Source organism: Bradyrhizobium sp. SYSU BS000235 (genome assembly GCF_049747295.1).
Classification (GTDB): domain Bacteria; phylum Pseudomonadota; class Alphaproteobacteria; order Rhizobiales; family Xanthobacteraceae; genus Afipia.
In genome coordinates, this window is the sequence record NZ_JBMHJM010000001.1 from 4,736,682 (window position 1) to 4,761,707 (window position 25,026).

29 protein-coding genes are annotated in these 25,026 nt (G+C 61.4%); 17 read left to right on the forward strand and 12 right to left on the reverse strand.

The window, feature by feature from the left end; translation table 11 throughout:
* Nucleotides 1–8: 8 nt before the first annotated feature.
* A complete protein-coding gene (locus tag ACP0KA_RS22290) occupies nucleotides 9–458 on the reverse strand; it encodes a hypothetical protein (RefSeq protein WP_424630893.1) in 450 nt (149 codons plus the stop codon).
* 173 nt (nucleotides 459–631) lie between these two features.
* Between ACP0KA_RS22290 and ACP0KA_RS22295 the strand changes: the two genes are divergently transcribed.
* From ACP0KA_RS22295 to ACP0KA_RS22310, 4 genes are all read left to right on the forward strand, one after another.
* Entirely contained in the window at nucleotides 632–2,623 is a 1,992-nt protein-coding gene (locus ACP0KA_RS22295; protein WP_424630894.1) for a flagellar hook-length control protein FliK, read from the forward strand.
* Nucleotides 2,620–2,886, forward strand: coding sequence for an EscU/YscU/HrcU family type III secretion system export apparatus switch protein (locus ACP0KA_RS22300; protein WP_424630895.1), 267 nt, complete (start codon nucleotides 2,620–2,622; stop codon nucleotides 2,884–2,886). Before ACP0KA_RS22295 ends, ACP0KA_RS22300 begins: the two co-directional genes overlap by 4 nt.
* A gap of 118 nt (nucleotides 2,887–3,004) precedes the next feature.
* Nucleotides 3,005–3,397 (forward strand): nuclear transport factor 2 family protein, encoded by a 393-nt coding sequence (locus tag ACP0KA_RS22305; RefSeq protein ID WP_424630896.1) that lies wholly within the window; start codon nucleotides 3,005–3,007, stop codon nucleotides 3,395–3,397.
* A 112-nt stretch (nucleotides 3,398–3,509) separates the two neighbouring features.
* Nucleotides 3,510–4,166 (forward strand): carboxymuconolactone decarboxylase family protein, encoded by a 657-nt coding sequence (locus tag ACP0KA_RS22310; RefSeq protein WP_424630897.1) that lies wholly within the window; start codon nucleotides 3,510–3,512, stop codon nucleotides 4,164–4,166.
* Between the two features lie 15 nt (nucleotides 4,167–4,181).
* On the opposite strand, the gene ACP0KA_RS22315 is transcribed toward ACP0KA_RS22310, so the two are convergent.
* Complete coding sequence (locus ACP0KA_RS22315) at nucleotides 4,182–4,484, reverse strand: DUF3303 family protein (protein WP_424630898.1); 303 nt, start codon at nucleotides 4,482–4,484, stop codon at nucleotides 4,182–4,184.
* A 26-nt stretch (nucleotides 4,485–4,510) separates the two neighbouring features.
* Entirely contained in the window at nucleotides 4,511–4,924 is a 414-nt protein-coding gene (locus tag ACP0KA_RS22320; RefSeq protein WP_424630899.1) for a DUF4260 domain-containing protein, read from the reverse strand.
* 207 nt (nucleotides 4,925–5,131) lie between these two features.
* On the opposite strand from ACP0KA_RS22320, the gene ACP0KA_RS22325 reads away from it, so the two are divergent.
* The 3 genes from ACP0KA_RS22325 to ACP0KA_RS22335 all read left to right on the forward strand — a co-directional run bounded on the left by ACP0KA_RS22325 (nucleotide 5,132) and on the right by ACP0KA_RS22335 (nucleotide 8,329).
* Nucleotides 5,132–6,664: an acyl-CoA carboxylase subunit beta gene (locus ACP0KA_RS22325; RefSeq protein WP_424630900.1), complete on the forward strand. Its 1,533-nt coding sequence runs from the start codon at nucleotides 5,132–5,134 to the stop codon at nucleotides 6,662–6,664.
* A 96-nt stretch (nucleotides 6,665–6,760) separates the two neighbouring features.
* Entirely contained in the window at nucleotides 6,761–7,960 is a 1,200-nt protein-coding gene (locus tag ACP0KA_RS22330; RefSeq protein WP_424630901.1) for a CynX/NimT family MFS transporter, read from the forward strand.
* A 54-nt stretch (nucleotides 7,961–8,014) separates the two neighbouring features.
* Nucleotides 8,015–8,329 carry a hypothetical protein gene (locus ACP0KA_RS22335; protein WP_424630902.1) on the forward strand — a complete coding sequence of 105 codons (315 nt, stop codon included), beginning with the start codon at nucleotides 8,015–8,017 and terminating at the stop codon, nucleotides 8,327–8,329.
* A 31-nt stretch (nucleotides 8,330–8,360) separates the two neighbouring features.
* Here the strand turns inward: ACP0KA_RS22335 and ACP0KA_RS22340 are convergent, their stop codons facing one another.
* From ACP0KA_RS22340 to ACP0KA_RS22350, 3 genes are all read right to left on the reverse strand, one after another.
* Nucleotides 8,361–8,645: a hypothetical protein gene (locus tag ACP0KA_RS22340; protein WP_424630903.1), complete on the reverse strand. Its 285-nt coding sequence runs from the start codon at nucleotides 8,643–8,645 to the stop codon at nucleotides 8,361–8,363.
* A 171-nt stretch (nucleotides 8,646–8,816) separates the two neighbouring features.
* A complete protein-coding gene (locus ACP0KA_RS22345; RefSeq protein ID WP_424630904.1) occupies nucleotides 8,817–9,272 on the reverse strand; it encodes a hypothetical protein in 456 nt (151 codons plus the stop codon).
* A 135-nt stretch (nucleotides 9,273–9,407) separates the two neighbouring features.
* On the reverse strand, nucleotides 9,408–9,656 hold the full coding sequence (locus ACP0KA_RS22350; protein ID WP_424630905.1) for a GCG_CRPN prefix-to-repeats domain-containing protein: 249 nt from the start codon (nucleotides 9,654–9,656) through the stop codon (nucleotides 9,408–9,410).
* A gap of 658 nt (nucleotides 9,657–10,314) precedes the next feature.
* Between ACP0KA_RS22350 and ACP0KA_RS22355 the strand changes: the two genes are divergently transcribed.
* Nucleotides 10,315–10,593 (forward strand): twin-arginine translocation signal domain-containing protein, encoded by a 279-nt coding sequence (locus tag ACP0KA_RS22355; protein ID WP_424630906.1) that lies wholly within the window; start codon nucleotides 10,315–10,317, stop codon nucleotides 10,591–10,593.
* An 85-nt stretch (nucleotides 10,594–10,678) separates the two neighbouring features.
* Here the strand turns inward: ACP0KA_RS22355 and ACP0KA_RS22360 are convergent, their stop codons facing one another.
* From ACP0KA_RS22360 to ACP0KA_RS22375, 4 genes are all read right to left on the reverse strand, one after another.
* Nucleotides 10,679–10,954, reverse strand: coding sequence for a hypothetical protein (locus ACP0KA_RS22360; RefSeq protein ID WP_424630907.1), 276 nt, complete (start codon nucleotides 10,952–10,954; stop codon nucleotides 10,679–10,681).
* Between the two features lie 41 nt (nucleotides 10,955–10,995).
* Nucleotides 10,996–12,012, reverse strand: coding sequence for an alpha/beta fold hydrolase (locus ACP0KA_RS22365; protein ID WP_424630908.1), 1,017 nt, complete (start codon nucleotides 12,010–12,012; stop codon nucleotides 10,996–10,998).
* A 111-nt stretch (nucleotides 12,013–12,123) separates the two neighbouring features.
* Nucleotides 12,124–12,984: a hypothetical protein gene (locus tag ACP0KA_RS22370; protein ID WP_424630909.1), complete on the reverse strand. Its 861-nt coding sequence runs from the start codon at nucleotides 12,982–12,984 to the stop codon at nucleotides 12,124–12,126.
* Between the two features lie 111 nt (nucleotides 12,985–13,095).
* On the reverse strand, nucleotides 13,096–13,785 hold the full coding sequence (locus ACP0KA_RS22375) for an ArsR/SmtB family transcription factor (protein WP_424630910.1): 690 nt from the start codon (nucleotides 13,783–13,785) through the stop codon (nucleotides 13,096–13,098).
* A gap of 76 nt (nucleotides 13,786–13,861) precedes the next feature.
* Here ACP0KA_RS22375 and ACP0KA_RS22380 point away from each other — a divergent pair, with 76 nt between their 5' ends.
* Entirely contained in the window at nucleotides 13,862–14,167 is a 306-nt protein-coding gene (locus ACP0KA_RS22380; protein WP_424630911.1) for an NIPSNAP family protein, read from the forward strand.
* Between the two features lie 77 nt (nucleotides 14,168–14,244).
* Nucleotides 14,245–15,069 carry an isocitrate lyase/PEP mutase family protein gene (locus tag ACP0KA_RS22385; RefSeq protein WP_424630912.1) on the forward strand — a complete coding sequence of 275 codons (825 nt, stop codon included), beginning with the start codon at nucleotides 14,245–14,247 and terminating at the stop codon, nucleotides 15,067–15,069.
* 95 nt (nucleotides 15,070–15,164) lie between these two features.
* On the opposite strand, the gene ACP0KA_RS22390 is transcribed toward ACP0KA_RS22385, so the two are convergent.
* Nucleotides 15,165–15,599, reverse strand: a complete 435-nt coding sequence (locus ACP0KA_RS22390) for a hypothetical protein (RefSeq protein WP_424630913.1) — start codon at nucleotides 15,597–15,599, stop codon at nucleotides 15,165–15,167.
* A gap of 72 nt (nucleotides 15,600–15,671) precedes the next feature.
* Nucleotides 15,672–15,896 (reverse strand): hypothetical protein, encoded by a 225-nt coding sequence (locus ACP0KA_RS22395; RefSeq protein WP_424630914.1) that lies wholly within the window; start codon nucleotides 15,894–15,896, stop codon nucleotides 15,672–15,674.
* A gap of 402 nt (nucleotides 15,897–16,298) precedes the next feature.
* Here ACP0KA_RS22395 and ACP0KA_RS22400 point away from each other — a divergent pair, with 402 nt between their 5' ends.
* From ACP0KA_RS22400 to ACP0KA_RS22430, 7 genes are all read left to right on the forward strand, one after another.
* Entirely contained in the window at nucleotides 16,299–19,787 is a 3,489-nt protein-coding gene (locus ACP0KA_RS22400; RefSeq protein WP_424630915.1) for an indolepyruvate ferredoxin oxidoreductase family protein, read from the forward strand.
* Between the two features lie 113 nt (nucleotides 19,788–19,900).
* Nucleotides 19,901–21,049: a thiolase domain-containing protein gene (locus ACP0KA_RS22405; RefSeq protein ID WP_424630916.1), complete on the forward strand. Its 1,149-nt coding sequence runs from the start codon at nucleotides 19,901–19,903 to the stop codon at nucleotides 21,047–21,049.
* Entirely contained in the window at nucleotides 21,049–21,441 is a 393-nt protein-coding gene (locus tag ACP0KA_RS22410) for a Zn-ribbon domain-containing OB-fold protein (RefSeq protein WP_424630917.1), read from the forward strand. The genes ACP0KA_RS22405 and ACP0KA_RS22410 overlap by 1 nt, the downstream gene beginning before the upstream one ends.
* A 29-nt stretch (nucleotides 21,442–21,470) precedes the next feature.
* Nucleotides 21,471–22,331 carry a MaoC/PaaZ C-terminal domain-containing protein gene (locus ACP0KA_RS22415; RefSeq protein ID WP_424630918.1) on the forward strand — a complete coding sequence of 287 codons (861 nt, stop codon included), beginning with the start codon at nucleotides 21,471–21,473 and terminating at the stop codon, nucleotides 22,329–22,331.
* 28 nt (nucleotides 22,332–22,359) lie between these two features.
* Nucleotides 22,360–23,232 carry an SDR family oxidoreductase gene (locus ACP0KA_RS22420; protein WP_424630919.1) on the forward strand — a complete coding sequence of 291 codons (873 nt, stop codon included), beginning with the start codon at nucleotides 22,360–22,362 and terminating at the stop codon, nucleotides 23,230–23,232.
* 22 nt (nucleotides 23,233–23,254) lie between these two features.
* The gene (locus tag ACP0KA_RS22425) at nucleotides 23,255–24,187 is read left to right on the forward strand and encodes a dihydrodipicolinate synthase family protein (protein WP_424630920.1); all 933 of its coding nucleotides are present in this window, start codon (nucleotides 23,255–23,257) and stop codon (nucleotides 24,185–24,187) included.
* A complete protein-coding gene (locus tag ACP0KA_RS22430) occupies nucleotides 24,184–24,990 on the forward strand; it encodes an NUDIX hydrolase (RefSeq protein ID WP_424630921.1) in 807 nt (268 codons plus the stop codon). Before ACP0KA_RS22425 ends, ACP0KA_RS22430 begins: the two co-directional genes overlap by 4 nt.
* Nucleotides 24,991–25,026: the final 36 nt, after the last annotated feature.

Genomic DNA, 25,026 nt, shown 5'->3' on the forward strand with positions numbered 1-25,026 from the left:
GCTTTATCTCAAAGCAACTCGTGCTCCTTCATCGCCTTCTCTTCATCGGGGGCGATGCAGGCGAAGAGTTTGGGCGATCCTTCGGCGAAGTTCAGGAAGTACAGGTTCTGAAACCGGATCGTGCCCGTGCCGCCATCCTTCGGGCGCTCATAGGCAAAGTCCCAATGCACGCGCGCCATCACGTTGACGTCGTCGAGTTCGACGATCTCAACCTGCGATATTTCAAACCGTTTGCCGCCGATCTTGCGGTAGCGCCTGAAGCCTCGGGGAATGGCGCGGCGGAAGAAGTCGTCGTTGGCGCTTCCGACCACGCCCTTTGGGCCGGCTTCAACGAAAAAGCGGGCGAAGGCGTCGCCAAGATCGTCGCCAACATCCTTGGTCGGCGATTGGAGCGCCTGGTTGCTGCGTTCGCTGTAGGTTTTGAAGAATTCGAGCGCCTGATCTTTCAATCCCGTCATGCGCGCCTCCCGTGATGCGGGCATCGACTGCAACGGCTGATTCAGCCGGATGGTTCCCGGAAAATATTGATCGGATATTCGCGGCGTATTCCCCCGTCTGGTGAGCATTCGGTTAAGGAGGAGTTTACGACGTTTGGCTAACTTGCCGCTTCAGGGAGCGTTGAGTTTGAGTCATGTCGTTCGCGATTAATCCCGTCTTTCCGGTCATTTCCGCTTCGGGCGCGACGGCAACCACGCTGTTGCAGCCGGGGACGACGATCCGCGCGCAAGTGCTGCAGCAGCTCGACGCCAATCGCGTCCGTATCGCTATTCCCAACCTCACGATTGAGGTGTTGTCGGAAGTTCCGCTGCAGCCCGGGCAGATCCTGCAGCTCGCCGTGTCGCAGACGCCGCAAGGCGTGCGGCTGCAAATCGTGCCGCAAACCGATGGGCAACCTGCAACTGCCAATGCCCCTGCGGCTGCATCCGCGAGCGCCGAGGCGACAATTCTCGATATCCTCAGCACGGCGAAACCCGCGCCACCGCCGGCTTCGACCAACGCTTTGGTATCCACCGCCACCGACGCGACACTGCTGGATATTTTGGAGACGGCGCCCAAGACTGGCACTACGGCTGGCGCATCGACAACGACAGGCGGAGCCGCTGCCGCCGACGCCGGCCTCGATGTGACCGGCAACGTCCGCGTCGAGACACCGACGGCTGCTGCTGCGGCAGGCCGTCCGCTGACAAATCTCGAAGCGTTGGCGGTCTCCGCCGCGGTCCAGACTGCCGCGGCCAAGCAGGGCAGTCTTGCGCCATTGTTTGCGAATTTGAGCGCGGCGCTGGCATCAGGGAAATTGCCCCAGACCTTGCAGGAGGCGGCTGCGCAACTGCTGTCGCTGCGGCCGAAGCTCAACGAGAAGCTCAGCGGTGAGGATCTCAAAACGGCTTTCCGCAATTCGGGCCTGTTTCTTGAACAGTCGATGCCGAATGCGGGCGGCGCATCGCAGTCCATGGCCGGCTCCCCGGATATGAAGGCGGCTTTGGTGGTCTTCCGCCAGATGCTTGGGTCGTGGCTCGAGACCGACGCTGCACAGGAGGCTGCGAAGCCACAAGGGCAGGGCTCGACGCAGGGGGCGACCTCGCAGACCGCTGCCTCCCAAAATTCAGCGGCGCAAGGTTCAGCGTCGGCAGGCAAGGCATCGCAAGGTGCCGCGGCTCAAGGCGCGACTGCCCAAGGTGCCGCGGCCCAGCTCGGCGCACAATCGGCGTCACAGACGGCGGCCTTGCCCGGCAAGGCAACGCTGTTGCTGCCGGGGGGAAGCCCGTCGCTGGCGCCGGAGATCGATGCCGACGAGATTTTTATGCCGCGGTCGCCGATCCGGCCCGGTGCTGAAACCATCGAAGCCGAACCGAAGATGCGCATCTTCGCGCCGAACGAACCGCTGCAGGCCGCAACGGTGCGGCTGTCCGCAAGTGCTGCCGGGCTCGCCTCGCTTCAGGAGGTGCTGGACGTGTTTCCGAAGGGCGTCCGCGATGCCGTGAAGGCGCTGCTCGACGCGGACGCGTTCTATTCCCATACCGTCGCGCCGAAAGGCGATGCTCCGGCCCAGACTCCGCCGCCGCCGTTTCGTGGCGCCGCGCCGTCGGCGCAGGCGATGGCCCGGGCGACGCTCGGGGCGGATGATGCGCCGGATGCCGTCGCGCGGCATCTGATGAAGGATACCGATGCCGCCATCGCGCGGCAGACCTTGCTGCAGGCTGCGTCGCTGCCGGATCGTGTCGACCTGCCGGGCCTGCGCACCGACGCCGGACAGCCACGCTGGAATTTCGAAATTCCGTTCGCCACACCGCAAGGCACGGCGATCGCGCAGTTCGAGATTTCACGCGACGGCAATGGCGTCGAAGTCAGCCGCGCAAGCAAGACGTGGCGCGCGCGCTTCTCGTTGAACGTCGAGCCGACCGGCCCGGTGCATGCCATCGTCACGCTCAGTGGTGAGCGAACATCGGTGCGCATGTGGGCAGAGCGTCCCGCGACCGCCGCGCAACTGCGCGCCAATGCCGACCAGCTCACCCATGCCTTGCGTGAAGCCGCTCTCGAGCCGGGCGACATCGTGATCCGGGACGGCACGCCGCCGCCGCCTGCGCCGCCGCCTGCCGGCCAATTCCTGGATCGTGCATCATGATCACGCGCGCTGAAGGCCTGCTCGCCGTCGCGCTGCATTACGACAAGAAGGGTGCGCCGCGCGTTGTCGCCAAGGGCAAGGGCACCATCGGCGAGAAGATCGTTGAGATCGCGAAAGAGCACGACGTTCCCATCGAGGAAAACGAAGTGCTCGCGGGCGCGCTGTCGCATGTCGAACTCGGCGACGAGATTCCGGCAGAGCTTTACAAGGCCGTGGCGGAAGTTCTGATTTTCGTCATGAAACTATCCGGCCGCTTGCGTTGACGCCGTCATCTTCGCGGTGAGCATGCCTGTTCGGCATCCGGACCGTGCGACGACTGGCGGGTTTCGCAATGGCACGGACATGCTAGGCTCTCTCTCACTCAAGTACAGGGAGCCCAGGATGTCATCAGCAGTCCCGTCATGGAAAGACCTCGCCACGCGCTACAACGCAGCGTGGAACGCGCACGATGTGCCGGCCATCATGGCCTTTCATGTGGATGACACCAGCTACCAGCGTCACGGGATCCCAAAAGTCTATCGCGGCAAGGAAGCGGTGGCCGAGCAGTTCGCCAAGGATATCTCCGGTCTGCCTGGCATCCATTTCGAGCCGGTTGCGCTGTACGGCAGCGACGATCATTTCGTATCAGAATCCATCATCACCGCCACCACGGCCAACGGCGAGCCGGTGCGCATGGAGCTGGTGGACGTGATCACGTTGCGCGACGGCAAGGTGGTCAGCAAGTCCAGCTACTTCGTCACGAGCCGTCCACCGCGCGATAAGGCGGCAGCCTGATCAGCCGTTATGATTATTTGCCGTGGTGCGTCGGCGATGGCGGCCATAGGCAGGCCGTGCGCGACGCGTCTATCCTTGTTGCTTAAACAAACAAAAGCAATGGAGGAAACAGATGGCATCACGATCGCTCTGGCTGTGTTCGCTGGCGGTAGCAGTAGGCGTGGGCTGGTTCGCGGCCACCGCATTTTCACCCGCCGCCACAAGCAAGGAGCCGCGCTTTCCGCTGCTGACCATGGATCAGCTCACCGACAAGCAGAAGCCGCTCGGCGAGCAGATCATGAAGGTGTCGAGCGTCGGCATCGGTGGGCCGTACAATCCGATGATGCGCAGTCCCGTGCTCGGACAGCGGCTGTTCGATCTGTATCACTATCTGCGCTGGGAAACGTCGGTCCCGACCAAGCTCAATGAATTCGCCATCCTGATTATCGGGCGGCAGTGGCGCTCGCAGGTGGAGTGGTACGCGCATGCGCCGCTCGCGGCGAAGGCGGGCCTCTCGCCGCAGATCATCGCGGACCTGAAGGCCAACAGGCGTCCGGCCAACATGTCGGAAGAGGAGGCGGTGGTGTACGATTTCGTCACCGACCTTTCCACCAAGCATGCGGTGTCGGACGAACTGTTCGCCAAGGCCCGCAAGCATTTCAACGATCAGCAGCTCGTCGACCTGACCTCGGTGGCGGGCGCCTATGTCTCCGTCGCCATGCTGTTGGCCATGGCCGAAGAAACTACGCCGCCCGATAAGGAAGCACCGTTCAAGCCGGGCGAGCCGTAGGCGGGGCCGCTTGGCTTACGTGCCTTGCTTCGCGGCCACCTGGGCTGCGAGCATTTGTTTGGTGGCTTCGAGGTCGACCAGCGGATAGGTGTCGAAATGGGCGGGGATCATGTCCGCCCATTCGTTCAGGATCCGGTGCAGCACCTCGTTGCTTTCCACATCGAAGATCGCGACTGCACCGCGGCCGACGCGGGGATAGATGTGTTTGCAGATGCCCTTTGCCTGGTAACCGGCCATCCACGGCCAGAAGTTCTGGCGGGTGGCAGCCATGTCGGAGGGCCGCTCGGGCCGGGGCGTTGAGATGACACAAAACAGCACTGTCTGATCCCTCGTGTTGCGCGCGTTTAAGTCTTCGCATCCCGGCCGATGCGTCCGAGGTGGGTGTAGCCGAATCCGGCCCGGTATTTCAGCCCGTAGCCCAGCGCACGGTCGAGCCCGATATGCGCCAGCCAGATCAGCGCGATGGCCAGCACATAAGTGTGGGCGGCGAAGACGTAGCCGAGGATGACCAGCAACAAGGGGCCTAAGGTGTCGTGGGCGAGGTTGTAGACCACGGCACCGACACGCGGGCCGGCGAGATAGCCGAGGAAGCTTAAGTCGGGGGCGAAGAACATGATGGCGAAGGCTGTCCAGGACAGGCCCGAATTGCCGTACAGCAGCAGGCACAGCGCAAACAACCCCAGTCCTTCCAACCGCAGTAGGATGCGGACACCCCCGGTGACAGCGCCGGCGGTGTCAGTCGTCATGTTGTCAGTCATTTAGCGGATTCCCTTGAAGTCCTATCGTGCAGTGCAATGCAGCCCCGACTGGCCGTTTTCATGTCCGCCGGGGCGTTTTCTCCCGGCCAAATCGCGTGCTAGAAAGTCCGCCAGAACGAACAAGGCGGCGCCAGCTGCCGAAACAACCAATAGGCGGTAACAGTGGGGTGGATCTGACCACTAGCCGCCAACCCGGGATGATTTTCCATGAAGCATATCCTCGAAGCACTCGATGAGCGGCGCGCGGGCGCGAAAAAGGGCGGCGGCGACAAGCGTATCGAGGCGCAGCACGCCCGCGGCAAGCTGACCGCCCGCGAGCGCATTGAGCTGCTGCTCGATAAGGGCTCGTTCGAGGAATTCGACATGTTCGTCGAGCACCGCTCGGTCGAGTTCGGCATGGAGAAGAACAAGATTCCGGGCGATGGCGTCGTCACCGGCTGGGGTACGGTCAACGGCCGCAAGACGTTCGTATTCGCCAAGGACTTCACGGTGTTCGGCGGCTCGCTGTCGGAAACCCACGCGCTGAAGATCACCAAATTGCAAGACATGGCGATGAAGGCGCGGGCGCCCATCATCGGCCTCTACGACGCGGGCGGGGCGCGCATCCAGGAAGGCGTCGCGGCGCTGGCCGGTTATTCCTATGTCTTCCGCCGCAACGTGCAGGCCTCGGGCGTCATCCCGCAGATCAGCGTCATCATGGGCCCGTGCGCGGGCGGCGACGTCTATTCGCCGGCCATGACCGACTTCATCTTCATGGTGAAGAACACCAGCTACATGTTTGTCACCGGCCCCGATGTGGTGAAGACCGTCACCAACGAAGTGGTTACCGCCGAAGAACTCGGTGGCGCGTCGGTGCACGCGACGAAATCTTCCATCGCCGACGGCGCGTTCGAAAACGACGTCGAAACGCTGCTGCAGATGCGCCGGCTGATCGACTTCCTGCCGTCCAACAACACCGCAGGCGTGCCGGAATGGCCGAGCTTCGACGACATCGAGCGCACCGATGACTCGCTCGACACGCTGATCCCGCAGAATCCGAACCAGCCCTACGACATCAAGGAATTGATCCTGAAGGTGGTGGACGAGGGGGATTTCTTCGAACTCGCCGACACTTTCGCGCGCAACATCGTCACCGGTTTCGGCCGCATCGCGGGCAAGACGGTGGGCTTCGTCGCCAACCAGCCGATGGTGCTGGCGGGCGTGCTCGATAGCGACGCCTCGCGCAAGGCCGCGCGCTTTGTCCGCTTCTGCGATGCGTTCAACATTCCGATCGTCACCTTCGTGGACGTGCCGGGCTTCCTGCCGGGCACCGCGCAGGAATACGGCGGGCTGATCAAGCACGGCGCGAAGCTGTTGTTCGCCTACAGCCAGTGCACGGTGCCGCTGGTGACAGTGATCACCCGCAAGGCCTATGGCGGCGCGTTCGACGTGATGGCCTCGAAGGAAATCGGCGCGGATATGAACTACGCCTGGCCCACGGCGCAGATCGCGGTGATGGGCGCGAAGGGCGCGGTGGAGATCATCTTCCGGCAGGACATTGGGGACGCGGAGAAGATCGCAGCGCGCACCAAGGAATACGAAGACCGCTTCCTGTCGCCGTTCATCGCGGCCGAGCGCGGTTACATCGACGACGTCATCATGCCGCATTCGACCCGCAAGCGCATCGCGCGCGCGCTGGCCATGCTGAAGGACAAGCATGTGGAAGCGCCGATGAAGAAGCATGATAATATACCACTATAAGTGGTAATTTAACTCTACTATAGGTAGAAATAGACGCGGGATCAGTATTCGATTCGCGCAATTGCTCTGGTGGTGCCGTGAACTCTCGGGGGACGAGTGTCGAGTCCGATTGCTGAAGAGAGACCGGCGCCGTTTCTGTCGCAGAGATGGCAGATCCTGCTCGTGCTGTATCTGGCCCGCAGCTCGATGGCCTTCCAGTTTCAGTCCGTCGGCTCGGTCGGGCCGTTTCTGATCGACGGCTTCGGGATTGACTTCACCTGGCTCGGCACGCTGATCGGCCTCTATATGCTGCCGGGCGCGGTGGTGGCGCTGCCGAGCGGCCTGATCGGCCAACGCTTCGGCGCGCGGCGGGCGGTGATCTTCGGCCTGTTCCTGATGTTTGCCGGCGGGCTGATGACGGCATCGAGTTCATTCAACATCGTCCTGGCCGGCCGCCTGATCAGCGGCGTCGGTGGTGTCATTCTCAACGTCATGATGACCAAGATGGTCACGGACTGGTTCTCGGGCCGCGAAATCGTATTCGCCATGTCGGTGTTCGTGTCGAGCTGGCCGCTCGGCATTGCGCTGGGATTGATGACGCTGCCGCTAGTGGCCGGCGCCTGGCATTGGCCGGCGGCCATGGTCTTGTCGGCGGTTCTCTCGCTGGCCGGGCTTGTCCTGATGGTGATGTTCTATCGCGACCCGCCGCGCGATCTCGACGAGCCTGTCGCGAAATTCAGCATGGCGATGGACAGCCGTGAGTGGCTGCTGGTGTCGATCGCCGGTTTGATCTGGGGTGTCTGGAACGTCGGCTATATCGTGCTGGTGAGTTTCCTGCCTGAACTCTTCACCTCGCGCGGCTACAGCCACGAGGATGCATCGCGGATTGTGAGCCTGCTCGGTTGGGCGCTGATCATCGCCGTGCCGGTGGCGGGCTACATCGCCCAGCGCGTCAATCGTCCCAACCTTCTCATGACGTTCGGCTTCGGCTTCGTGGGGCTTGCCGCGCTTGCGCTGCCCTTCATCAGCGCGTTCATGACGACGTTTCTCTTGATCGCACTTTTCGCCGGTCTGCCCGCAGGGCTGATCATGTCGCTGGCATCGCAGGCGTTGTCGCCGCAGCATCGCGCCATCGGCATGGGCGTGTTCTATGCGTTCTATTACGCGAGCATGGCGATCTTGCCCGCGCTCGCGGGACACGTGCGCGATCTTTCGGGAAGTCCCGCATCGCCGTCGCTGTTCGCATCAGGAATGATGTGGCTGTCGCTGCTGGGGCTGATTGCGTTTCGCGTGGCGCAGAGGTGGAAGGCGGGGTGATTGGTTTGGATCGTTGTAAGTAAGACAAAGAACGTTTGAACAGGTGAGGAAAATATGCCCCGTCACATCTTCATCGTCCGTGCCACTGTCCCTGAAGCCGCCGAGCGCGAGGCATTCGACAAATGGTATTCGCGCGAGCACTTGCCGGATGCGGTGAAGTCGTTCGGCTGCAACAAGGCATGGCGGTTCTGGAGCGCGGTGGATCCGTCGCAGCATTCGGCGATGTATGAATTCAATGATCGCGAGACGCTGGACCGCGCCGCCACGGGCGAGGAGATGAAGCGGCTGATCCGCGACTTCGATCGCGACTGGCCAGCCATCAAGCGCACGCGCGACATTCTCGTGCAGTCCGAAGAATTCGGCGCTTAACCGTCAGTCTTTCGCTGTCAATCTTGAGCTATCAGTCTTTCCACGGCCGCAGCTCGCGGGTGGTGCCGGGGCGCAGCCCCGTGTGGCGCTTGATACTGTCATAGGCGCGGTCGGTGGTCTTGTAGGTCTGGGTGCTGTCGTAGGGCTTGCCGTCCGCCGTCCGTGTCAATTGCAGGATGATGGTGCCATCGCTTTCCATGCGCGCGGTACCGAAATACGGCATCGAGGGGCGCGCGTCATTCGAAGGCTGCACGTCGTCGGCCAGTGCGCTGCCCGCCATGCACAGCATCAGGATGGTCAGGATTGTCTTGATCATTCGGTGTCTCCAGACGACCAGTCTGCGGCGGCATTCCGGCGCAAATATGTGGGGCGTTATTGCAGCTCAAACGAACCGTGTTGAGCGCGGGAGCGCGGAATGATGACCAGAGCGTTTTCGAGCGAAGTGGTCTTCCGGTTCGCGTGAAGAAAACGCGTCAAAAAAACGCTACTAACAGAGATGCCGTCGCGCGCTGATGCCGGCGACGATCTGCATGATGCCGCCCACCAGCCAGCAGATGCCGAGGATGATGGTCGAGCGCGTCGAGGGGTTGGCATCGAACACGATGATGTAGACCGACAGGAACGCGGCGAGGGTTGCGAGAAACGTGCCGATGGCGCTGAACAGTTCGACCGGGTCGGTCGCCTCTGAATGGTTCACGTCGTTCCCTGCGGAGCTATGGGGTGGGATGTCGATGCCGAGATAGAAGCCGACCGCGCCGAGGATCATTAGCCCGAAGACGAGTGCGACCGAGCCGAAGGCCTCGACGCGCGAACTGGCCATATGGGCGGCCACGAACAATCCGCAGGAGCCGCCGGCCATGGCAAGGCCGATCCGCTCAATGATGTGGGCGGCTTTGCTGGTCCGGGAGCGGGTCGCAGGTCGCGGAATGCTGGTTTCGGCCATCCTCTACCAAGCGCGGAACTGGAAAAGGTTTCATGGCTGTTGGAATAAATTTTTTTGGCTGAAGTGGAATAAAATCTCGTTTCGAAAAAGAAAAACCCCGCCGAAGCGGGGTTTTGGGTAGCGATATCAGGAAGCTCAGTACCAGGTGCGGCAAACAGCGCGGCCAGGGCCCCAGACGCGGCAGCGGCGGACAGCCGGACGCACGACAACGACGCGGTTTGCGCGGCAGCCGCCACGTGGGCCGCGGTGGAAGCCAGGGCCGCAACCGCCGGCGACATGAATCACTTCGGACGAATGGCTAGCGGGGGCGAGCGGCATCGCGCCGGCTGAACCGAAGCCGACAACGGTGGCGGCGAAGAGGGCAGCTGCAAACAATGTCTTCATGGGATTTCCTTCCAATTCCGAATGTGACGCGAATCAAAACGCGCGCCATGAGTCCTTTTCAATCATGGCAGCAAGGAGTCTGTATGAACGCCTTGCATGCTGTGACAGGCTATCAAGAGCCTATTAGTCATGAATGTTGAATGAACGAATTTGAAATGCTGCGGCGTGAAGTTTTTTTGCATCGCCACACGACCAATTCGCGGAAACGCTAAATTAATTTTTGGAGGCGCGTGATTCGAATCGATTGGCATATTGATTGCTTTCTTCGCGATCAGCCCGGCCTTTGCCGATGTGCCGGCCGTCTGCAAGCCAGTGTGGTGCTTCAGACGTTCGCTCTATTTTTCCCGCGAGTCCTCCTCGCGAACTTCTGAACCTCAACCGCACTAGATGAAGACGATGACGCGGATTCAACGCGTACAGAAGCAAGCTCAGGAGCTTCTCAACCAGATGAAGAAGAAATGACGTTCATCGATGCGATGTGATGTTTGTTGGGCGTGCAAGCAATCATCATGCCGCGAATGACCGATGAGCAAGCGCTGGCAAAGGAGCGGGCATGCATCATGTCGCAGGGTGGAACCAAAGCGATTCACATTGCGTTCATCGATGGTGCGAAAGAGTTGCGGTGTTGCAACCTCGCTCACGAAGAGGAAATTGGAATATGGAACGTCGTAACTTTCTGAAGTTCGCCTTCGGCCTTGCCGCTGGCGCTGGTGTTCTCGCCGCGGCAAGCGCCAACGCAGCACCGATGCTCGCTCCCCAATCGCAGATGACCGGTCCGCTTCCCCAACCCGAATTGCCTGCACAGCCTGCTGTGGTCGATCAGGATGAAGTCGCGCATCTTAAGCCCGAGCAGGTCCACTGGCGCCGCCGCCATTGGCATCGTCATCGCCGCTGGCATGGTCATCGTCACGGTCATTGGCATCGCCGCCGCTGGTAAGCGCGCGCTGCCGCTCAAAAATGAACCCCGGTTCGAGAGTATCGAACCGGGGTTTGTTTTTTTCGTCATATCTCGCTGACGGGTGTCACTCGCGGCGGCATTTGCCGAGCCAGTTGCGGCGATAGCCGAGCGGGCATTTGCGCGCGAATATCCGCATCAGGGCAGGGCCCTTCGGCTGCGGCCGGCATGCGCCGCCGGGCACGCGCTCGAAGCCGACGCCGCATCCGTCCTTCACCACGATGACACCATCAATCGAGAAGGAGCCAGTCGAGATGGAAAGAGGCGCAAGCGGCGCCGCGCGAACGGCGTCGACCTGAAACAGCAACGCGGCGAAGAGGATTGCTGCACAAAGCGTCTTCATCGAATGATCCTGTTTTCAATGCTGGCGCCGCTTACTTTGCACTATTTTGCGAGGAAGCCGAGCATCAATTCGTTGAATTTCGGCGCTGCCTCGAGAAATACGAGGTGGCCGACATTCGGGAGCACTTCGGCTTTCGCATCCGGCATCTTGGCGGCGAGTTCCTTTGCGAGATCGCCGTTGTGGCCCATCTTCGGCCGCAGCGCTTCTGGGGCGTTCGGTTTGCCCGGCGCATTGTGGTCGTCCTCACCCATGATGAACAGGGTCGGCCGCGTGATCAGCGGGATCTCATGCGCCACCGGCTCGCGGTAGATCATCTGCGCCGAGCTGACGTACGCCTTTAGCCAACGGGGATAGTCAGCCGCGCCCTTGATACCGAACCGCGCATCGACGAACGGCGTGATCTGGTCCGGCGGCAGCTTCAGCGCGTAGTTGGTGATGAGCTGCTTGCGATAGCCGTCCGCGGTGAGCTTGTCTTCATGTTCGAGGATTTTCTCGGTCGGCGTCGGCGGCACATAGAGACGGTAGTCCTCAAGGCCGATCGGCGCTGCGAGTAGCAGGTGGGAAACGCGATCCGGATACGCGCGGGTGATCCGCACCCCCAGCATGCCGCCGAGCGAGTGCGCGACGATATCGACCTGCTTGAGCTGTAGATGATCGAGCAGGGCGACGGTGTTGCGCGCGAGAATATCGAAGTGCAGATCGAAGGTCGGCTTGGACGATTTGCCGAAGCCGATCTGATCCGGCACTACCACACGATAGCCGGCCTCGGTCAGCGTCTTGATGACGGGTGCCCAGTAGCTCGACGGGAAGTTGCGCCCATGCAGCAGCACGACAGTGCGGCCGTTCGGCGTCGCCGGTGCGACGTCCATATACGCCATGCGCACCTGTTCGCCCTCGTTGGTCAGCGGCAGCATGTGCACGGGATAGGGGTATGGAAATCCCTCCAGCCCGATACCGTAGGGCTCCTTCGTGACCGGTGCAGGGGAAGGTTGTGCGTGTGCTGCTGACACCAATGCCAGCGAAGCGAGTGCCGACAGGGCAATGGAAAAGCGGTTCATGAAGGTCTCCTGAATCTCATGCGGCTCTGCGTATAGAGCGTCAGGAGTCACGCGGCCATGACAATGCCGTGACCTCAAAAAGACGTGTAGCGAGTCGCCTAAGACTTGCGCTCAGAGCTTCGGCGCGTTGCTTGGCGTGGTGCTGTGGACCGCGGCATCTTTCTCGGCGGCGAACGCTTCAGCATCGATCTTCGCTGAACTCACGATCTGCTTGAAATCGATCAGCGTGAACTCTGCCTTGCCGACGCGATCCTGCGCGACGCCGGAAGAAAGTTCGACGGTGAGGAGGCCATCGCAATTGGCGGCCTTGGCGTCATCGAGAAGTTTGCCGAGCGATTTATCTGAAGCCTGCGCGTGCTTGAACATCGCGACACAGCTACCGCGGCCATTGGCATCGTTCAGCGCAATCGCTGCCTTGGGATTGATCGGCGCGTTGAGGGCTTCGAGCGCGGAGGCGGGATTGTACTTCTGTTTCACGGAGGCGATCTTGCCGCCCTTGTAAAAGTAATAGAGGCGGCCGTCGCCGATCGCGGTGGGCTTGTCGCCATACTTCGCCATCACCTGCTGGATCATGTCCGACTTGGTGAGCTGTTTGTCGTTGGCAAAGCCGAGCGTGCGAGAGACGTAATAAGCGCGGTTCGCGCTGGCGGGCGAGGAGAAGGCGACGAGCATCGACTCGCCCGCGCGATTGCCGCTGGCGGGCGATGTGAATTTCATCGATGTGACATAGGTCACATTGGTGCGACCGAACTTCTGTAGCGTGGGCTCCGGCTTCACCCCGGGCAGATCCTTCAGATACGCCTCGAACACGGACGCCGCCTTGCTGCCTTCGGTCGCTGTCGAGAGGCCAACGATGTCCGGCTGCAGCTTGCCGGAGAATGCCGTCTCAGGTGACTTCGGCTTGATCTCGTAGGCTGAAGCCGCAGCAGGAAGAACCACTGCCAGAAACGCCACCAAACCTGTGCGGAACATCGATCACCTGTGCAATATAAAACGGTAAATGACGGAAAACGCGGCGGATTACGCCAATCTTGCCGCGCCGATGTCAACAGCGGAGTTCAGCGTTGGATTCGGTCACGGGGTTCAGTCATTTGGCGTGCCGAACAGCGCCTTGAACTGCAACTCGCCCTTGGGCGTAAACGCGACGACGCGGCTTTCGGTTCGGCGCTTGGCCCATTTCAGTTCATAAAGCCGGTCGAGAATGGCGGCGCCGAGCGCGCCGGCAAGATGGCTGCGCCGCACGCTCCAGTCGAGGCAGTCCTTGCACAGTGGGCGCCGCGATCCGGTCAGTGCAGCGAGATCGATGCCGAATTCGGTCATGAAGCGTTCGCCGTCCGGGGTGAGGGTCACGGTTCCCTTGTGGCGGCGGATGAAGCGTTTCTCGGTCATGGTGTCGAGCATGCGCACGCCGAAGTCTCCGGCGAGGTGGTCGTAACAGACCCTGGCCCGGCGCAGTTCCGGGTCCGATGGACCGGTGCGTGTACGCAGGTGCCCGGCGCGCGCAGCGAGCCCCATCAGACCCTCCAGCACAGCCGCGACGTCGGGGCCACTGAGACGGTAGTAGCGATGGCGGCCTTGTTTCTCCGGCAGGATGAGGCCGCCGGCCTCTAACTTCGCGAGGTGCGAACTCGCTGTCTGCGGCGTGATGCCGGCTTCCTGCGCAAGCTCGGTTGCGGTGAGGGCGCGACCGCTCATCAGCGCGGTGAGCATGTTGGAACGCGCGGGATCGCCGACAAGCGCGGCAACCATGGCCATATCCGGTCCTGCTTTCATACTTCGATACTAATCGAAGCATTGTCGTAAGACAATGCGATAGTATTTGCGCAGTTCAAAATCGGAGGAGGCACGAATGATCACGGTCTTCATTCGCTACCAGATCGATCCGTTCAAGAGTGCTCAATTCGAGGAGTATGCCAAGCGCTGGCTCGACATTATCCCGGCATGCGGCGGTGACGTGCTCGGCTATTGGATGCCGCATGAGGGGACGAACAACATCGCGTTCGGGCTGATTTCGTTTCGCAGCCTTGCGGATTATGAGACCTATCGCGCGCGGCTGAAGGCGGACGACGCAGGGAAGGCCAATTTCAATTTTGCGCAGGAGCATAAGTTCATCCTGGCGGAGGAGAGGACCTTTCTGCGGCAAGTGAAGCTCTGATGGGTCCTTGTTGATTTTGCATCGTTCCCGCTGCATCGTTTGCAACGCACGCAGGTCGTATGAAATGGAGAAGGTAGATGTCAGTCTCGGTCGCTCAGAAGCGGGCGGAATTCCGCAAGTTGCATGAAAGCGGATGTTTCGTGCTGCCCAATCCGTGGGATATCGGTAGTGCGCAGTTGCTTGCGGGCATGGGTTACAAGGCGCTGGCGTCGACGAGTTCGGGCTTTGCGTGGTCGATCGGGCATCGCGACAACGATGTGACATGCGATGATGTGATTGCGCACCTCACGACACTCTGCGCCGCGACCGATCTGCCGGTGAATGCCGACTTCGAGGGCGGCTTCGCACACGATCCCGCCGGTGTCGCCGCCAACGTCACGCGCGGCGTCGCGACCGGCGTTGCGGGATTGTCGATCGAGGATTCCACCGGGGATGCATCAAAGCCGCTCTATGAGATGTCGCTCGCGGTCGAGCGCATCCGCGCGGCGCGCAAGGCCATCGACGACAGCGGCGCCGATGTGATGCTGGTTGGCCGTTGCGAGAGCTTCCTGGTCGGGCAACCTGATCTCAACGCGACGATCACGCGGCTCGTTGCATACGCGGACGCCGGTGCCGAATGTCTTTATGCACCAGGGATCAAAACGAAAGAGCAGATCGTTGCGGTGGTGAAGGCCGTTGCACCCAAGCCGGTCAATCTGTTGGTGGGGGCGCCGGGACTGACGGTGCGCGAAGTGGCGGACATGGGTGTCCGGCGCATCAGCGTCGGCGGCGCCCTGGCACGTGTGGCGTGGGGAGCCTTTCTCCGTACGGCCCGCGATCTCGCCGAAAACGGATCATTCGCCGAATTCGCGCACGCGGTGCCGCATGCGGAGATCAATGGCGTGTTCGCGAAGAAGGCGTGAACAATCGAAATCTGTTTAAAACATAAATGAGGACGAGCGCTGGTCGGTGCTCGTCCTCATTTTAAGCAATCTCAAACAAGAGAAGTACTGCAAGCCTACTGCTTCGCAGGCGCGCCGGTTGACGGTGCTCCGTTATTCGCCGGAGGCGCTGCGGGAGCCGTATATTGCGGCGGATTGTTTGCGGACTGACCAGCGGGTTGCTGCGGTGTTGCCGCTGAACCCGTCGTCTGTCCTGCGGGCGCCTTCGCACCCGTAGTGGCCGGCGTCGACTGCTCAGCCGTCTTGGTCGTATCGTTCGGATTCATCGAGCCGTTATTCAAACCGTAGAACACCACGCCGAGGATCGCGACGACCGCAATCGCAAACAGCGCAATTCGGCCGCCGCTGGCCGGACCTTCTGCGAGTTCAGGGTCTGCCTGAAGCTCGTTGTCGCGAAGCTCATTTTCCAGCCGCTCGGCGCGTTGCCGGATCAGTTCTTCGTTGGTCGGAGTGGTCCGATATGGTTCGTTAGGGTTGTGCTCAACTGCCATAAGCCGTTCCTCCAGTTGTATATGAAGACAATCTCGGAGCGGCGGGGTTGTTCCTTGGCTTCCCGCTGAGGCTTAGCTGGCCGGCGTTGATATGGGTGGCGGGTTTTGGATCTCGTGGGGGACCGGATTCATGCGCGCAAGGATCAGCGCGAATGCAACGAGCAAAGCCACACCGATCATGGCTTTCAACGGCTTGTTGCGCTGCGTGAAGTGGAAGTCCTCGTAGATATCAGGCGCGTCCGCGTATCCGCGTTTTTCCTTATCGGACGCCCACCTGTTTCCCGAAATCAGGGCCATTTAGAAATCCTCCGACTATCTTGGATTTTCCGGTTCTACATGACCGGTTCGACGTCTGTTTGACGTTCACTCGGTTTCTTACAAAGTCTAATGGCCAGAGGGAGGCGCCGTTCCGAAAAAGCCCTGCGCCTGGCTCGGGGCAGCATTGCGGAACATTCGACCGATTGAACGGTCGCTGGATGGTGTCCGCCCGAACTGGACGTTTCAGCCATTTGTTTCGAGGCAGGGCATCGCTGCGACATAACGCGTCAACGGGGTAGTGATCGGAGACGTAAAATTGCCGTTAGATAACAACGCGCTGGCGCACAGAATTATGATGCACTGGAAAGGAAAAGCGACATAGACTGGTTCTAAGTGGACTTGTCCAAACGCGACAACGCCCGTCAAAGAGGCAAAGTGAAAATGGGAATCAACCAAGGGCCTATCAGTCTCGACCAGAAGTACACCCAGGCGTCGGGACATGTTTTTCTGACCGGCATTCAGGCCCTGGTGCGCCTGCCGATGGCGCAGGTCCGGCGAGATCGCGCCGCAGGTCTCAACACAGCAGCGTTTGTCACAGGCTATCGGGGTTCGCCGCTGGGCGGCTACGACCAGCAGCTCTTCGCAGCGCGCAAGCACCTCGACCAATACGGCGTCAAATTTCAGCCGGGCGTCAACGAGGACCTTGCCGCCACCGCGATCTGGGGTTCGCAGCAGCTCAATCTCTCGCCCGGTGCCAAGCATGATGGCGTGGTGGGCATCTGGTATGGCAAGGGCCCCGGTGTGGACCGCTGCGGCGACGTCTTCCGCCACGGCAATGCCGCGGGTTCGGCGAGAAACGGCGGCGTGCTGTGCCTCGCCGGTGACGATCACGGTGCGAAGTCCTCGACTGTGCCGCATCAGTCCGACCATGCCTTCATCTCCGCGCTGATGCCGTATCTCTACCCCTCGAGCATCCACGAGATGATCGAGATGGGGCTGCTCGGCATCGCGATGTCGCGCTATTCCGGCTGCTGGGTCGGCATGAAGGTCATCACCGAAACCGTGGAGACCACGGCCGAGATCGATCTCGCTGACGAAATGAAGCCCTTCATCATTCCGACCGATTTCGAGATGCCGCCGGGCGGCCTCAATCTGCGCTGGCCCGATGACCGTTTCGCGCAGGATCGCCGCCTGCAGGACTACAAAGGTTTCGCTGCGATCGCGTTCGCGCGCGCGAACAATGTCAACCGCATCACTATGGATTCGCCCAAGGCCCGCTACGGCATCATGGCGTCGGGTAAGAGCTACGAGGACATTCGGCAGGCACTGCGCGAACTCGGAATTACCGAGGAGGTCGCGGCGAAGATCGGCCTGCGGCTCTACAAGATCGGCATGCCATGGCCGCTTGAGCCGGAAGGCGTTCGCAAGTTCGCCGTCGGCCTTGAAGAAATCCTGATCGTCGAAGAGCGCCGCGAGATCATCGAGAATCAGGTCAAGCAGGAACTGTTCAACTGGCGCGACGACGTGCGTCCGCGCATCGTCGGTAAGATGGATTCCCATGACAAGCGCTTCCTGCCGTTCGCCGAAGAGCTGAGCGTTGCATCGCTGGCGACGTCGCTGACGGAGCGCCTGCTGCAGCTCGATCTCAATCCTGAAATTGTCGCGATGCTGCGCGCCAAGGCCGACTGGTTCAATGGCCGGCAAGCGTCGCAGGTGCAGGCTGTGGCGCCAGTGACCCGCACGCCGTATTTCTGTTCGGGCTGTCCGCACAACACATCGACCAAGGTACCGGATGGCAGCCGCGCGCTCGCCGGGATCGGCTGTCACTTCATGTCGCTGTGGATGGATCGCAACACCGAGACCTTCACCCACATGGGCGGCGAGGGCGTGCCATGGACCGGCATCGCGCCGTTCACCAACGAAAAGCACATCTTCGCCAACATCGGTGACGGCACTTACTTCCACTCGGGAAGTCTCGCGATCCGCCAGGCCGTCGCTTCGAAAGCGAACATCACCTACAAGATCCTCTATAACGATGCCGTCGCCATGACCGGCGGCCAGAAGCATGATGGCGATCTCTCGCCGCAGCAGATCACCTTCCAGTTGCACAGCGAAGGTATCCGCGAGATTTATCTCGTGTCGGAAAATCCCGATGCGTATCCCGCGAACACCATCGCGCCCGGAACGAAGCTCGCCCATCGCGATGAACTCGACCAGGTGATGCGCACGGTACGCGAGGTGCCGGGATGCTCGGCCATCGTGTTCGTGCAGACCTGCGCAGCAGAAAAGCGCCGCCGCCGCAAGAAGGGCATTCTGGAAGATCCGTCACGGCGCGTGATGATCAATCCCGCGGTCTGCGAAGGTTGCGGCGATTGCTCGGTGCAGTCCAACTGTATTTCGGTGGAGCCGCTGGAGACCGAGCTTGGCCGCAAGCGCGTCATCAATCAGTCGAGCTGCAACAAGGACTATTCTTGTGTGAAGGGCTTCTGCCCGTCGTTTGTCACCATCGACGGGGGCGCATTGCGTAAGCGTGCGCCGGTCGATCTCGGCGATCTCGGTGCGCTGCCTGAGCCGGCGTCAAAGCCAGCGCTGGATCAGCCCTACAACATAGCGGTCGGCGGTGTCGGCGGCACGGGCGTGCTGACCATCGGCGCGCTGCTCGGCATGGCCGCGCACATCGAAGGCAAGGCCAGCATGATCCTCGACATGTCTGGCCTTGCCCAGAAGGGCGGCGCGGTGCTGAGCCACGTGCGGCTGTCGCAGCACACGGCCGATGTGACATGCTCGCGCATCGTCACCGGCACAGCGGACCTGCTGATCGCGGCGGACGAAGTGGTGGCCATTGCCAAGGAGACGATTTCGCTGTGTGAATCGTCCCGCACCCACGGCATCATCAATACGCACCTGATCCCGATCGCAGACTTCATCATGAACCGCGATTTCGACTTCCAGCGCGGCAAGGTCAATCTCGTGCTGGAGAACGCGCTACGCAAGGATTCTGCGTTCCTCGACTTCACCAAGCCCGCTGAAGCGCTGCTGGGCGACTCCATCGCCACCAACATGATGATGATGGGCTACGCCTATCAGAAGGGATTGCTGCCGGTCGGCGCGGAAGCGATCGAGCAGGCCATCGAGTTGAACGGCGTCGCGATCAAGATGAACACCCAGGCGTTCCGGCTCGGCCGTCTGGCTGCGATCGATCCTGCGCGACTCGCGAAGATGATGAGCGGCGACGAACCCGAGGCGCCGAAGACCCTCGACCAGATGTCGCTCGATGAGATCATTGCCCATCGTACCAAGCTTCTGACCGACTATCAGAACGAAGCCTATGCGGCGCGTTATGTTCACCTGGTCGAGCAGGTGCGCAGGGTCGCTTTCGACAACGGTTACGGCGAGGCGGTGCCGCGTGCGGTAGCGATCAACTACGCCAAGCTGCTCGCCTATAAGGACGAGTACGAGGTGGCGCGCCTGTTCACGGACAGCAAGTTCATGGACAGCGTCAACAAGCAGTTCGACGGCAATTTCAAGATGAGCTTCAATCTTGCGCCACCGATTCTGCCGGGCAAGGACGTCTCAGGTCGTCCGCGCAAGCGTTCGTTCGGTCCGTGGATGATGCCGGTCTTCGGACTGCTCGCCAAGATGCGCTTCCTGCGCGGAACGATCTTCGATCCGTTCGGCCACACCGAAGAACGCAAGCTCGAGCGCGATCTGATCAAGGGCTACGAACAGGATGTGGTCACGGCGGTCAGATTGCTGTCGCCGCGAACCCATGACATCGCGGTCGAGCTGCTGTCGCTGCCGGATCAGATCCGCGGCTATGGTCTGGTGAAGGACGCGTCGGTCAAGAAAGTGAAGGCGCGATACGAGCAGCTTGCGAAGGACCTTGTCAATCCACCGGAGCTCACGCCTCAGCCCATCGCCGCAGAATAGAACGCGCGAAAGCGCGTTCGTTCGCCCTGCGAAATTGAAGGTGCTTGCCAATCGCGTGTTGGCGCGCGAAAAATTCTGCTGGGAAGAAAAAAGAACTGCCAGCGGAGACTCGTTTGACCATCAAGGGAAAAGCCTACATCGCCGGGATCTACGAACACCCAACCCGGCACGCACCTGACAAATCCACCGCACAACTGCACGCTGAATGCGCCAAGGGCGCATTGGAGGATGCGGGCCTGACAAAGGCCGATGTTGACGGCTATTTCTGCGCTGGTGACGCGCCCGGCGGCGTGATGCCGATGGCCGATTACCTCGGCCTCAAGGTGCGCCATCTCGATTCCACCGAAACCGGCGGTTGTTCTTACATCATCGCACTGGGCCATGCGGCGGAAGCGATTGCCGCGGGCAAATGTTCCGTCGCGCTGATTACGCTCGCCGGCAAGCCGCGCACGGGGCCGATGCCGCCGCGCGCAACAGGACCAGAACTCGATTTTGAAGCGGCTTATGGTGCAACAACCCACAACGCATATGGCATGGTCGCCATGCGACACATGCATGACTTTGGCACCACCAGCGAGCAGCTGGCCTGGGTCAAGGTCGCAGCGTCCCATCACGCCCAATACAATCCGCACGCGATGCTGCGCGACGTGGTCACGGTTGAGGACGTGCTCAACTCGCCGATGATCTCGGACCCGCTGCACCGTCTCGATTGCTGCGTCGTCTCCGACGGCGGCGGTGCGCTGGTGGTGACGACGCCGGAGATTGCCAAGTCGCTGAAGCGTCCGCTGGTGCGCCTGACCGGACACGGCGAGTCATTGAAGGGGCCGAACGGTGGCCGCAATCTCGATCTCACTTACTCCGCAGGCGTGTGGAGCGGTCCGCCCGCGTTCGCCGAAGCGGGCGTTACGCCGAAGGACATCAAATATGCCTCGATCTACGACAGCTTCACCATCACCGTGGTGGTTCAGCTCGAAGACCTCGGCTTCTGCAAGAAGGGCGAGGGCGGCAAGTTCGTCGCCGACGGCAATCTGATTTCGGGCGTCGGCAAGCTGCCGTGGAATACCGACGGCGGCGGGCTCTGCAACAACCATCCGATCAATCGCGGCGGCATCACCAAGATCATCGAAGCGGTGCGTCAGCTCCGCGGCGAGGCGCACCCGAAGGTGCAGGTGCCGAACTGCGATCTCGCCCTTGTCCATGGCACCGGCGGTTTGCTCGGTGTGCGTCATGCGGCTTCGACCGCTGTTCTGGAGCGCGTGTGATGACCGATAAACCAAAGTATCCAGCCCCTGTCGGCAATCCGGAAACCGCGGAATTCTGGGAAGCCGCAAAGCAGGGCAAGTTCCTCATCAAGCACTGCACGACCTGCGGCGAGCGTCATTACTTCCCACGCTCGATCTGCCCGGTGTGCTTCTCTGACAAGACCGAATGGCAGGAGAGCAAGGGCGAGGGCGTGATCTACAGCTACAGCCTGATGCGCAAATCGCCGACCGGCCCTTACGCCATCGGTTACGTCACCCTTGATGAAGGCCCGTCATTGCTGACGAACTTCGTCGACTGCGATCTCTCAGCCTTGAAGATCGGACAGCGCGTGAAGGTGGTGTTCAAGCCGACAGACGGCGCGCCTTTGCCGTTCTTCACGCCGGTTGGCTAATAGCAAAAAGAAAAGAGCAGCGAGGACACATGCCGATCAAGTACGATGAGGTGATGGCACTCAAGAATGTCGGCCAGGCATATTCCTGGACCGACCGCGAGGTGATGCTCTACGCGGTCGGGATCGGCATGGGCGCTGATCCGATGGACCAGAAGGAGCTTTCGTTCGTCAACGAAGGCTACTTCACACCCCGTGAACTGAAAGTGGTGCCGACCTATGCGTCAGTGGCCGCGTGGGGCGCGAGCGCCGGGCACATCGACGTCAACCGCGTGATGGTGGTGGACGGCGAGCGCGACATCACCTTCCACAAGCCGCTGCCGGTGAAGGCGAACATTACGGCGGACTCCAGCATTCTCGGCGTGTTCGACAAGGGCAAGGACAAGGGCGCGGTGATCCTGCGCAAGACCGTGCTCAAGGACGAGAAGGGCGAGGCGCTTGCGACGTTGATCGCCTCGCAATTCGCACGCGGCGACGGCGGCTTTGGCGGTCCGTCCGGCGGCCAGCCGGAGCCGCACAAAATTCCCGAGCGTGCGCCGGACTTGACGGTGGATATTTCCACACGACCGGATCAGGCGCTGGTCTATCGCCTCTGTGGTGATCGCAACCCGCTGCACAGCGATCCGGAATTTGCCAAGCGTGCAGGCTTCGACCGGCCGATCCTGCACGGCATGTGCACGTATGGTTTGAGCTGCCGCGCCGTGCTGCAGACCTACGCCGATTACGATCCGCTGGCGTTCAAACAGCACGTTACGCGGTTTTCGTCGCCGGTGTTTCCGGGCGAGACCGTGTCGTTCGATCTGTGGAAGGACGGCAACGTCATTTCCATCGAAGGGCGCGTCAAGAGCCGCGGCGTCACGGTGATCAGGAACGGCAAGACCGTTCTCGCCTAAAACAACACAAGATGACTCGGAGGGACCAATGGGTTTGCTCGACGGCAAGGTTGCGATCATCACGGGTGCGGGCGGTGGCCTTGGCGAGGCCTATGCCAAACTGTTTGCGCGCGAAGGCGCGGCGGTTGTCGTCAACGACCTCGGCGGGCCGCGCGATGGCAGCGGCTCCGACAAGGGCATGGCGCAAAAGGTTGTGGAGGCGATCAAAGCCGAGGGCGGGCGCGCTTACGCCAACACGTCTGATATTTCCACCATGGCCGGTGGACAGTCGGTGTTCGATGACGCCATCAAGCAATTCGGCCGCGCCGACATCCTCGTCAACAATGCCGGCATCCTGCTCGACGTCACCTTCGCGAAGATGACCGAAGGGCAGTGGGACAAGGTGATGAAGGTGCACCTCAAAGGCACCTTCTGCGTCACCATGCCGGTGTTCAAATGGATGCGGGACAACGGCGGCGGCGTCATCGTCAATACGTCGTCGACCTCCGGCCTGATCGGCAATTTCGGCCAAAGCAACTACGGCTCCGCCAAGGGCGGCATCTGGGGCCTGAGCAATGTGCTGGCCATCGAAGGCCGCAAGTACAACATCCGGCTGTGGACGCTCGCCCCCGGCGCGCTGACCCGCATGACCGCCGACCTGCCGCGCTACAAGGAGAACCCGGGTGCGGCCATGGGGCCAGACGAGATCGCGCCGGCGGTGCTCTATATGGTCAGTTCCCTGTCAGGAGAGCAGACCGGCAAGACGCTGGGCGTCTCCGGGCCGCGCGGCGTCCGCGAGATGAAAATGCTCGAAATGGAGGGGTGGAAGCCCGGAGGACCCTGGAAAGCGCAGGATATCGTCACCCACGCGAAGGAGATTTTCTTCGACGAGGGCGATAAGATGGCGGCCCGCAGATTCTAAAAAAGCGAAAGATTTGATCGACATGAAGCTGACCCATGAGGCGAGCGGCACCATTGCTATCGCGCCGACCCCGTTTTTCGACGATGGCCGCATTGACTACGACTCGATCGATCGGCTGACCGACTTCTACGCGGAGGTGGGCTGCATCGGCGTCACCGTGCTCGGCATTCTCGGCGAAGCGCCGAAGATGGAGAGCCATGAGTCGCTCGAAGTCGCGACGCGCTTCATCAAGCGCGCCAAGGACAAGCAGATCATCGTCGGCGTCTCGGCGCCTGGCTTCGCTCAGATGCGCTCGTTGGCGCGCGCGTCCATGGACGCCGGTGCCGCCGCGGTCATGATCGCGCCGCCGCCGCATCTGCGCACTGACGAACAGATCTTCGCGTATTTCCGGCAGGCAACCGAAGCCATCGGCGATGACGTGCCGTGGGTGCTGCAGGATTATCCGCTCACGCTCACCGTGGTGATGACGCCGTCGGTGATCCGCAAGATCATCATGGACAGCCCGTCCTGCGTGATGCTCAAGCATGAAGATTGGCCGGGATTGGAGAAAATCTCGGCGCTGCGCGGCTTCCAGAAAGATGGCTCGCTGCGGCCGCTGTCGATCCTGACCGGCAACGGCGGCACTTTCCTCGACTTCGAAATGGAGCGCGGTGCGGACGGCGCCATGACCGGCTACGCCTTCCCCGACATGCTGGTGGATGTCGTCAATCTGTCCAAGGCCGGCAAGCGCGATGCCGCCCACGATCTGTTCGACGCGCATCTCCCGCTGATCCGCTACGAGCAGCAGCCGGGTGTGGGTCTTGCAGTCCGCAAATACGTGCTGAAGAAGCGCGGCAAGCTGACATCGGATGCCCAGCGCAAGCCGGGATCGGCGATGAGCACGACGGCCCGCAACGAGGTGGAGTATCTACTCTCGCGAGTCGCGAAGTTCGACAAGCGCGCCAACCTCGGATGAGCGCTCAAGGATCAGACAACAAGAAGGCGCTGCGAACCGCCGCCACCGTGCTGCTGCTGCGGGACCGCAGTGGCGGCATGGAGATCTTCATGGTGCAGCGGCACCACGAGATCGAGTTCGCCTCCGGCGCGCTGGTCTTTCCGGGCGGCAGTCTCGACCCGGACGATCATGTGATCGCGGCAGACGCTGCGCTCGTTCCGGATCGTTTCGGACTCGACGTTGAGACCGTGGCGATCCGCGTCGCCGGGGTCCGTGAAACGTTCGAGGAAAGCGGCATCCTGCTGGCGCGCGGGAAGGGATCGTCCGCGATCATTCCGGCCGCGCAGCTCGCCGATATCGAGCCGCTACGCGTCGCACTGGACGAAGGCAAAATCAGCTTCGCGGATATTCTGCGCCAGCATGCGCTCACGCCGGCGATCGATCTGCTGGTGCCGTTCGCGCACTGGATCACGCCGGTCAATATGCCGAAGCGTTTCGATACGCACTTCCTCCTGACGCTCGCACCTGACGATCACGTCGGCAAGCACGATGGCAGGGAGTCCGTGGATTCGCTCTGGCTCTCGCCAAGAGAGGCGCTGGACGGTGCAGAGTCCGGCCGCTTCACGCTGCCGTTTCCAACCGTTCGCAATCTGACCAAGCTCGACAAGCTCGGCACGGCAAAAGCCGCGCTCGAATTTGCCAGGGCGACGCCGGTGGTGACCGTGTTGCCTGAGGTGACGAAGCTGGAAGACGGCGGCCGTCAGCTTCGTATCCCGCGCGAGGCGGGGTATGATGGTGAGGTATTCGAGTTTCGAGGTCGTTGATCCGGTCAATGATCAGCGACATCGTCGCCATAATTG

Excerpts from the sequence above, each read along its gene's own strand:
- ACP0KA_RS22365 (WP_424630908.1), bottom strand. The coding sequence starts at position 12,012 with ATGAACCGCTTTTCCATTGCCCTGTCGGCACTCGCTTCGCTGGCATTG.
- ACP0KA_RS22335 (WP_424630902.1), top strand. The coding sequence starts at position 8,015 with ATGCCCCGTCACATCTTCATCGTCCGTGCCACTGTCCCTGAAGCCGCC.
- ACP0KA_RS22305 (WP_424630896.1), top strand. The coding sequence starts at position 3,005 with ATGTCATCAGCAGTCCCGTCATGGAAAGACCTCGCCACGCGCTACAAC.
- ACP0KA_RS22380 (WP_424630911.1), top strand. The coding sequence starts at position 13,862 with ATGATCACGGTCTTCATTCGCTACCAGATCGATCCGTTCAAGAGTGCT.
- ACP0KA_RS22345 (WP_424630904.1), bottom strand. The coding sequence starts at position 9,272 with ATGGCCGAAACCAGCATTCCGCGACCTGCGACCCGCTCCCGGACCAGC.
- ACP0KA_RS22290 (WP_424630893.1), bottom strand. The coding sequence starts at position 458 with ATGACGGGATTGAAAGATCAGGCGCTCGAATTCTTCAAAACCTACAGC.
- ACP0KA_RS22360 (WP_424630907.1), bottom strand. The coding sequence starts at position 10,954 with ATGAAGACGCTTTGTGCAGCAATCCTCTTCGCCGCGTTGCTGTTTCAG.
- ACP0KA_RS22300 (WP_424630895.1), top strand. The coding sequence starts at position 2,620 with ATGATCACGCGCGCTGAAGGCCTGCTCGCCGTCGCGCTGCATTACGAC.
- ACP0KA_RS22325 (WP_424630900.1), top strand. The coding sequence starts at position 5,132 with ATGAAGCATATCCTCGAAGCACTCGATGAGCGGCGCGCGGGCGCGAAA.
- ACP0KA_RS22370 (WP_424630909.1), bottom strand. The coding sequence starts at position 12,984 with ATGTTCCGCACAGGTTTGGTGGCGTTTCTGGCAGTGGTTCTTCCTGCT.
- ACP0KA_RS22420 (WP_424630919.1), top strand. The coding sequence starts at position 22,360 with ATGGGTTTGCTCGACGGCAAGGTTGCGATCATCACGGGTGCGGGCGGT.
- ACP0KA_RS22410 (WP_424630917.1), top strand. The coding sequence starts at position 21,049 with ATGACCGATAAACCAAAGTATCCAGCCCCTGTCGGCAATCCGGAAACC.
- ACP0KA_RS22400 (WP_424630915.1), top strand. The coding sequence starts at position 16,299 with ATGGGAATCAACCAAGGGCCTATCAGTCTCGACCAGAAGTACACCCAG.
- ACP0KA_RS22425 (WP_424630920.1), top strand. The coding sequence starts at position 23,255 with ATGAAGCTGACCCATGAGGCGAGCGGCACCATTGCTATCGCGCCGACC.
- ACP0KA_RS22415 (WP_424630918.1), top strand. The coding sequence starts at position 21,471 with ATGCCGATCAAGTACGATGAGGTGATGGCACTCAAGAATGTCGGCCAG.
- ACP0KA_RS22350 (WP_424630905.1), bottom strand. The coding sequence starts at position 9,656 with ATGAAGACATTGTTTGCAGCTGCCCTCTTCGCCGCCACCGTTGTCGGC.
- ACP0KA_RS22395 (WP_424630914.1), bottom strand. The coding sequence starts at position 15,896 with ATGGCCCTGATTTCGGGAAACAGGTGGGCGTCCGATAAGGAAAAACGC.
- ACP0KA_RS22295 (WP_424630894.1), top strand. The coding sequence starts at position 632 with ATGTCGTTCGCGATTAATCCCGTCTTTCCGGTCATTTCCGCTTCGGGC.
- ACP0KA_RS22375 (WP_424630910.1), bottom strand. The coding sequence starts at position 13,785 with ATGAAAGCAGGACCGGATATGGCCATGGTTGCCGCGCTTGTCGGCGAT.
- ACP0KA_RS22340 (WP_424630903.1), bottom strand. The coding sequence starts at position 8,645 with ATGATCAAGACAATCCTGACCATCCTGATGCTGTGCATGGCGGGCAGC.
- ACP0KA_RS22355 (WP_424630906.1), top strand. The coding sequence starts at position 10,315 with ATGGAACGTCGTAACTTTCTGAAGTTCGCCTTCGGCCTTGCCGCTGGC.
- ACP0KA_RS22430 (WP_424630921.1), top strand. The coding sequence starts at position 24,184 with ATGAGCGCTCAAGGATCAGACAACAAGAAGGCGCTGCGAACCGCCGCC.
- ACP0KA_RS22320 (WP_424630899.1), bottom strand. The coding sequence starts at position 4,924 with ATGACTGACAACATGACGACTGACACCGCCGGCGCTGTCACCGGGGGT.
- ACP0KA_RS22310 (WP_424630897.1), top strand. The coding sequence starts at position 3,510 with ATGGCATCACGATCGCTCTGGCTGTGTTCGCTGGCGGTAGCAGTAGGC.
- ACP0KA_RS22390 (WP_424630913.1), bottom strand. The coding sequence starts at position 15,599 with ATGGCAGTTGAGCACAACCCTAACGAACCATATCGGACCACTCCGACC.
- ACP0KA_RS22385 (WP_424630912.1), top strand. The coding sequence starts at position 14,245 with ATGTCAGTCTCGGTCGCTCAGAAGCGGGCGGAATTCCGCAAGTTGCAT.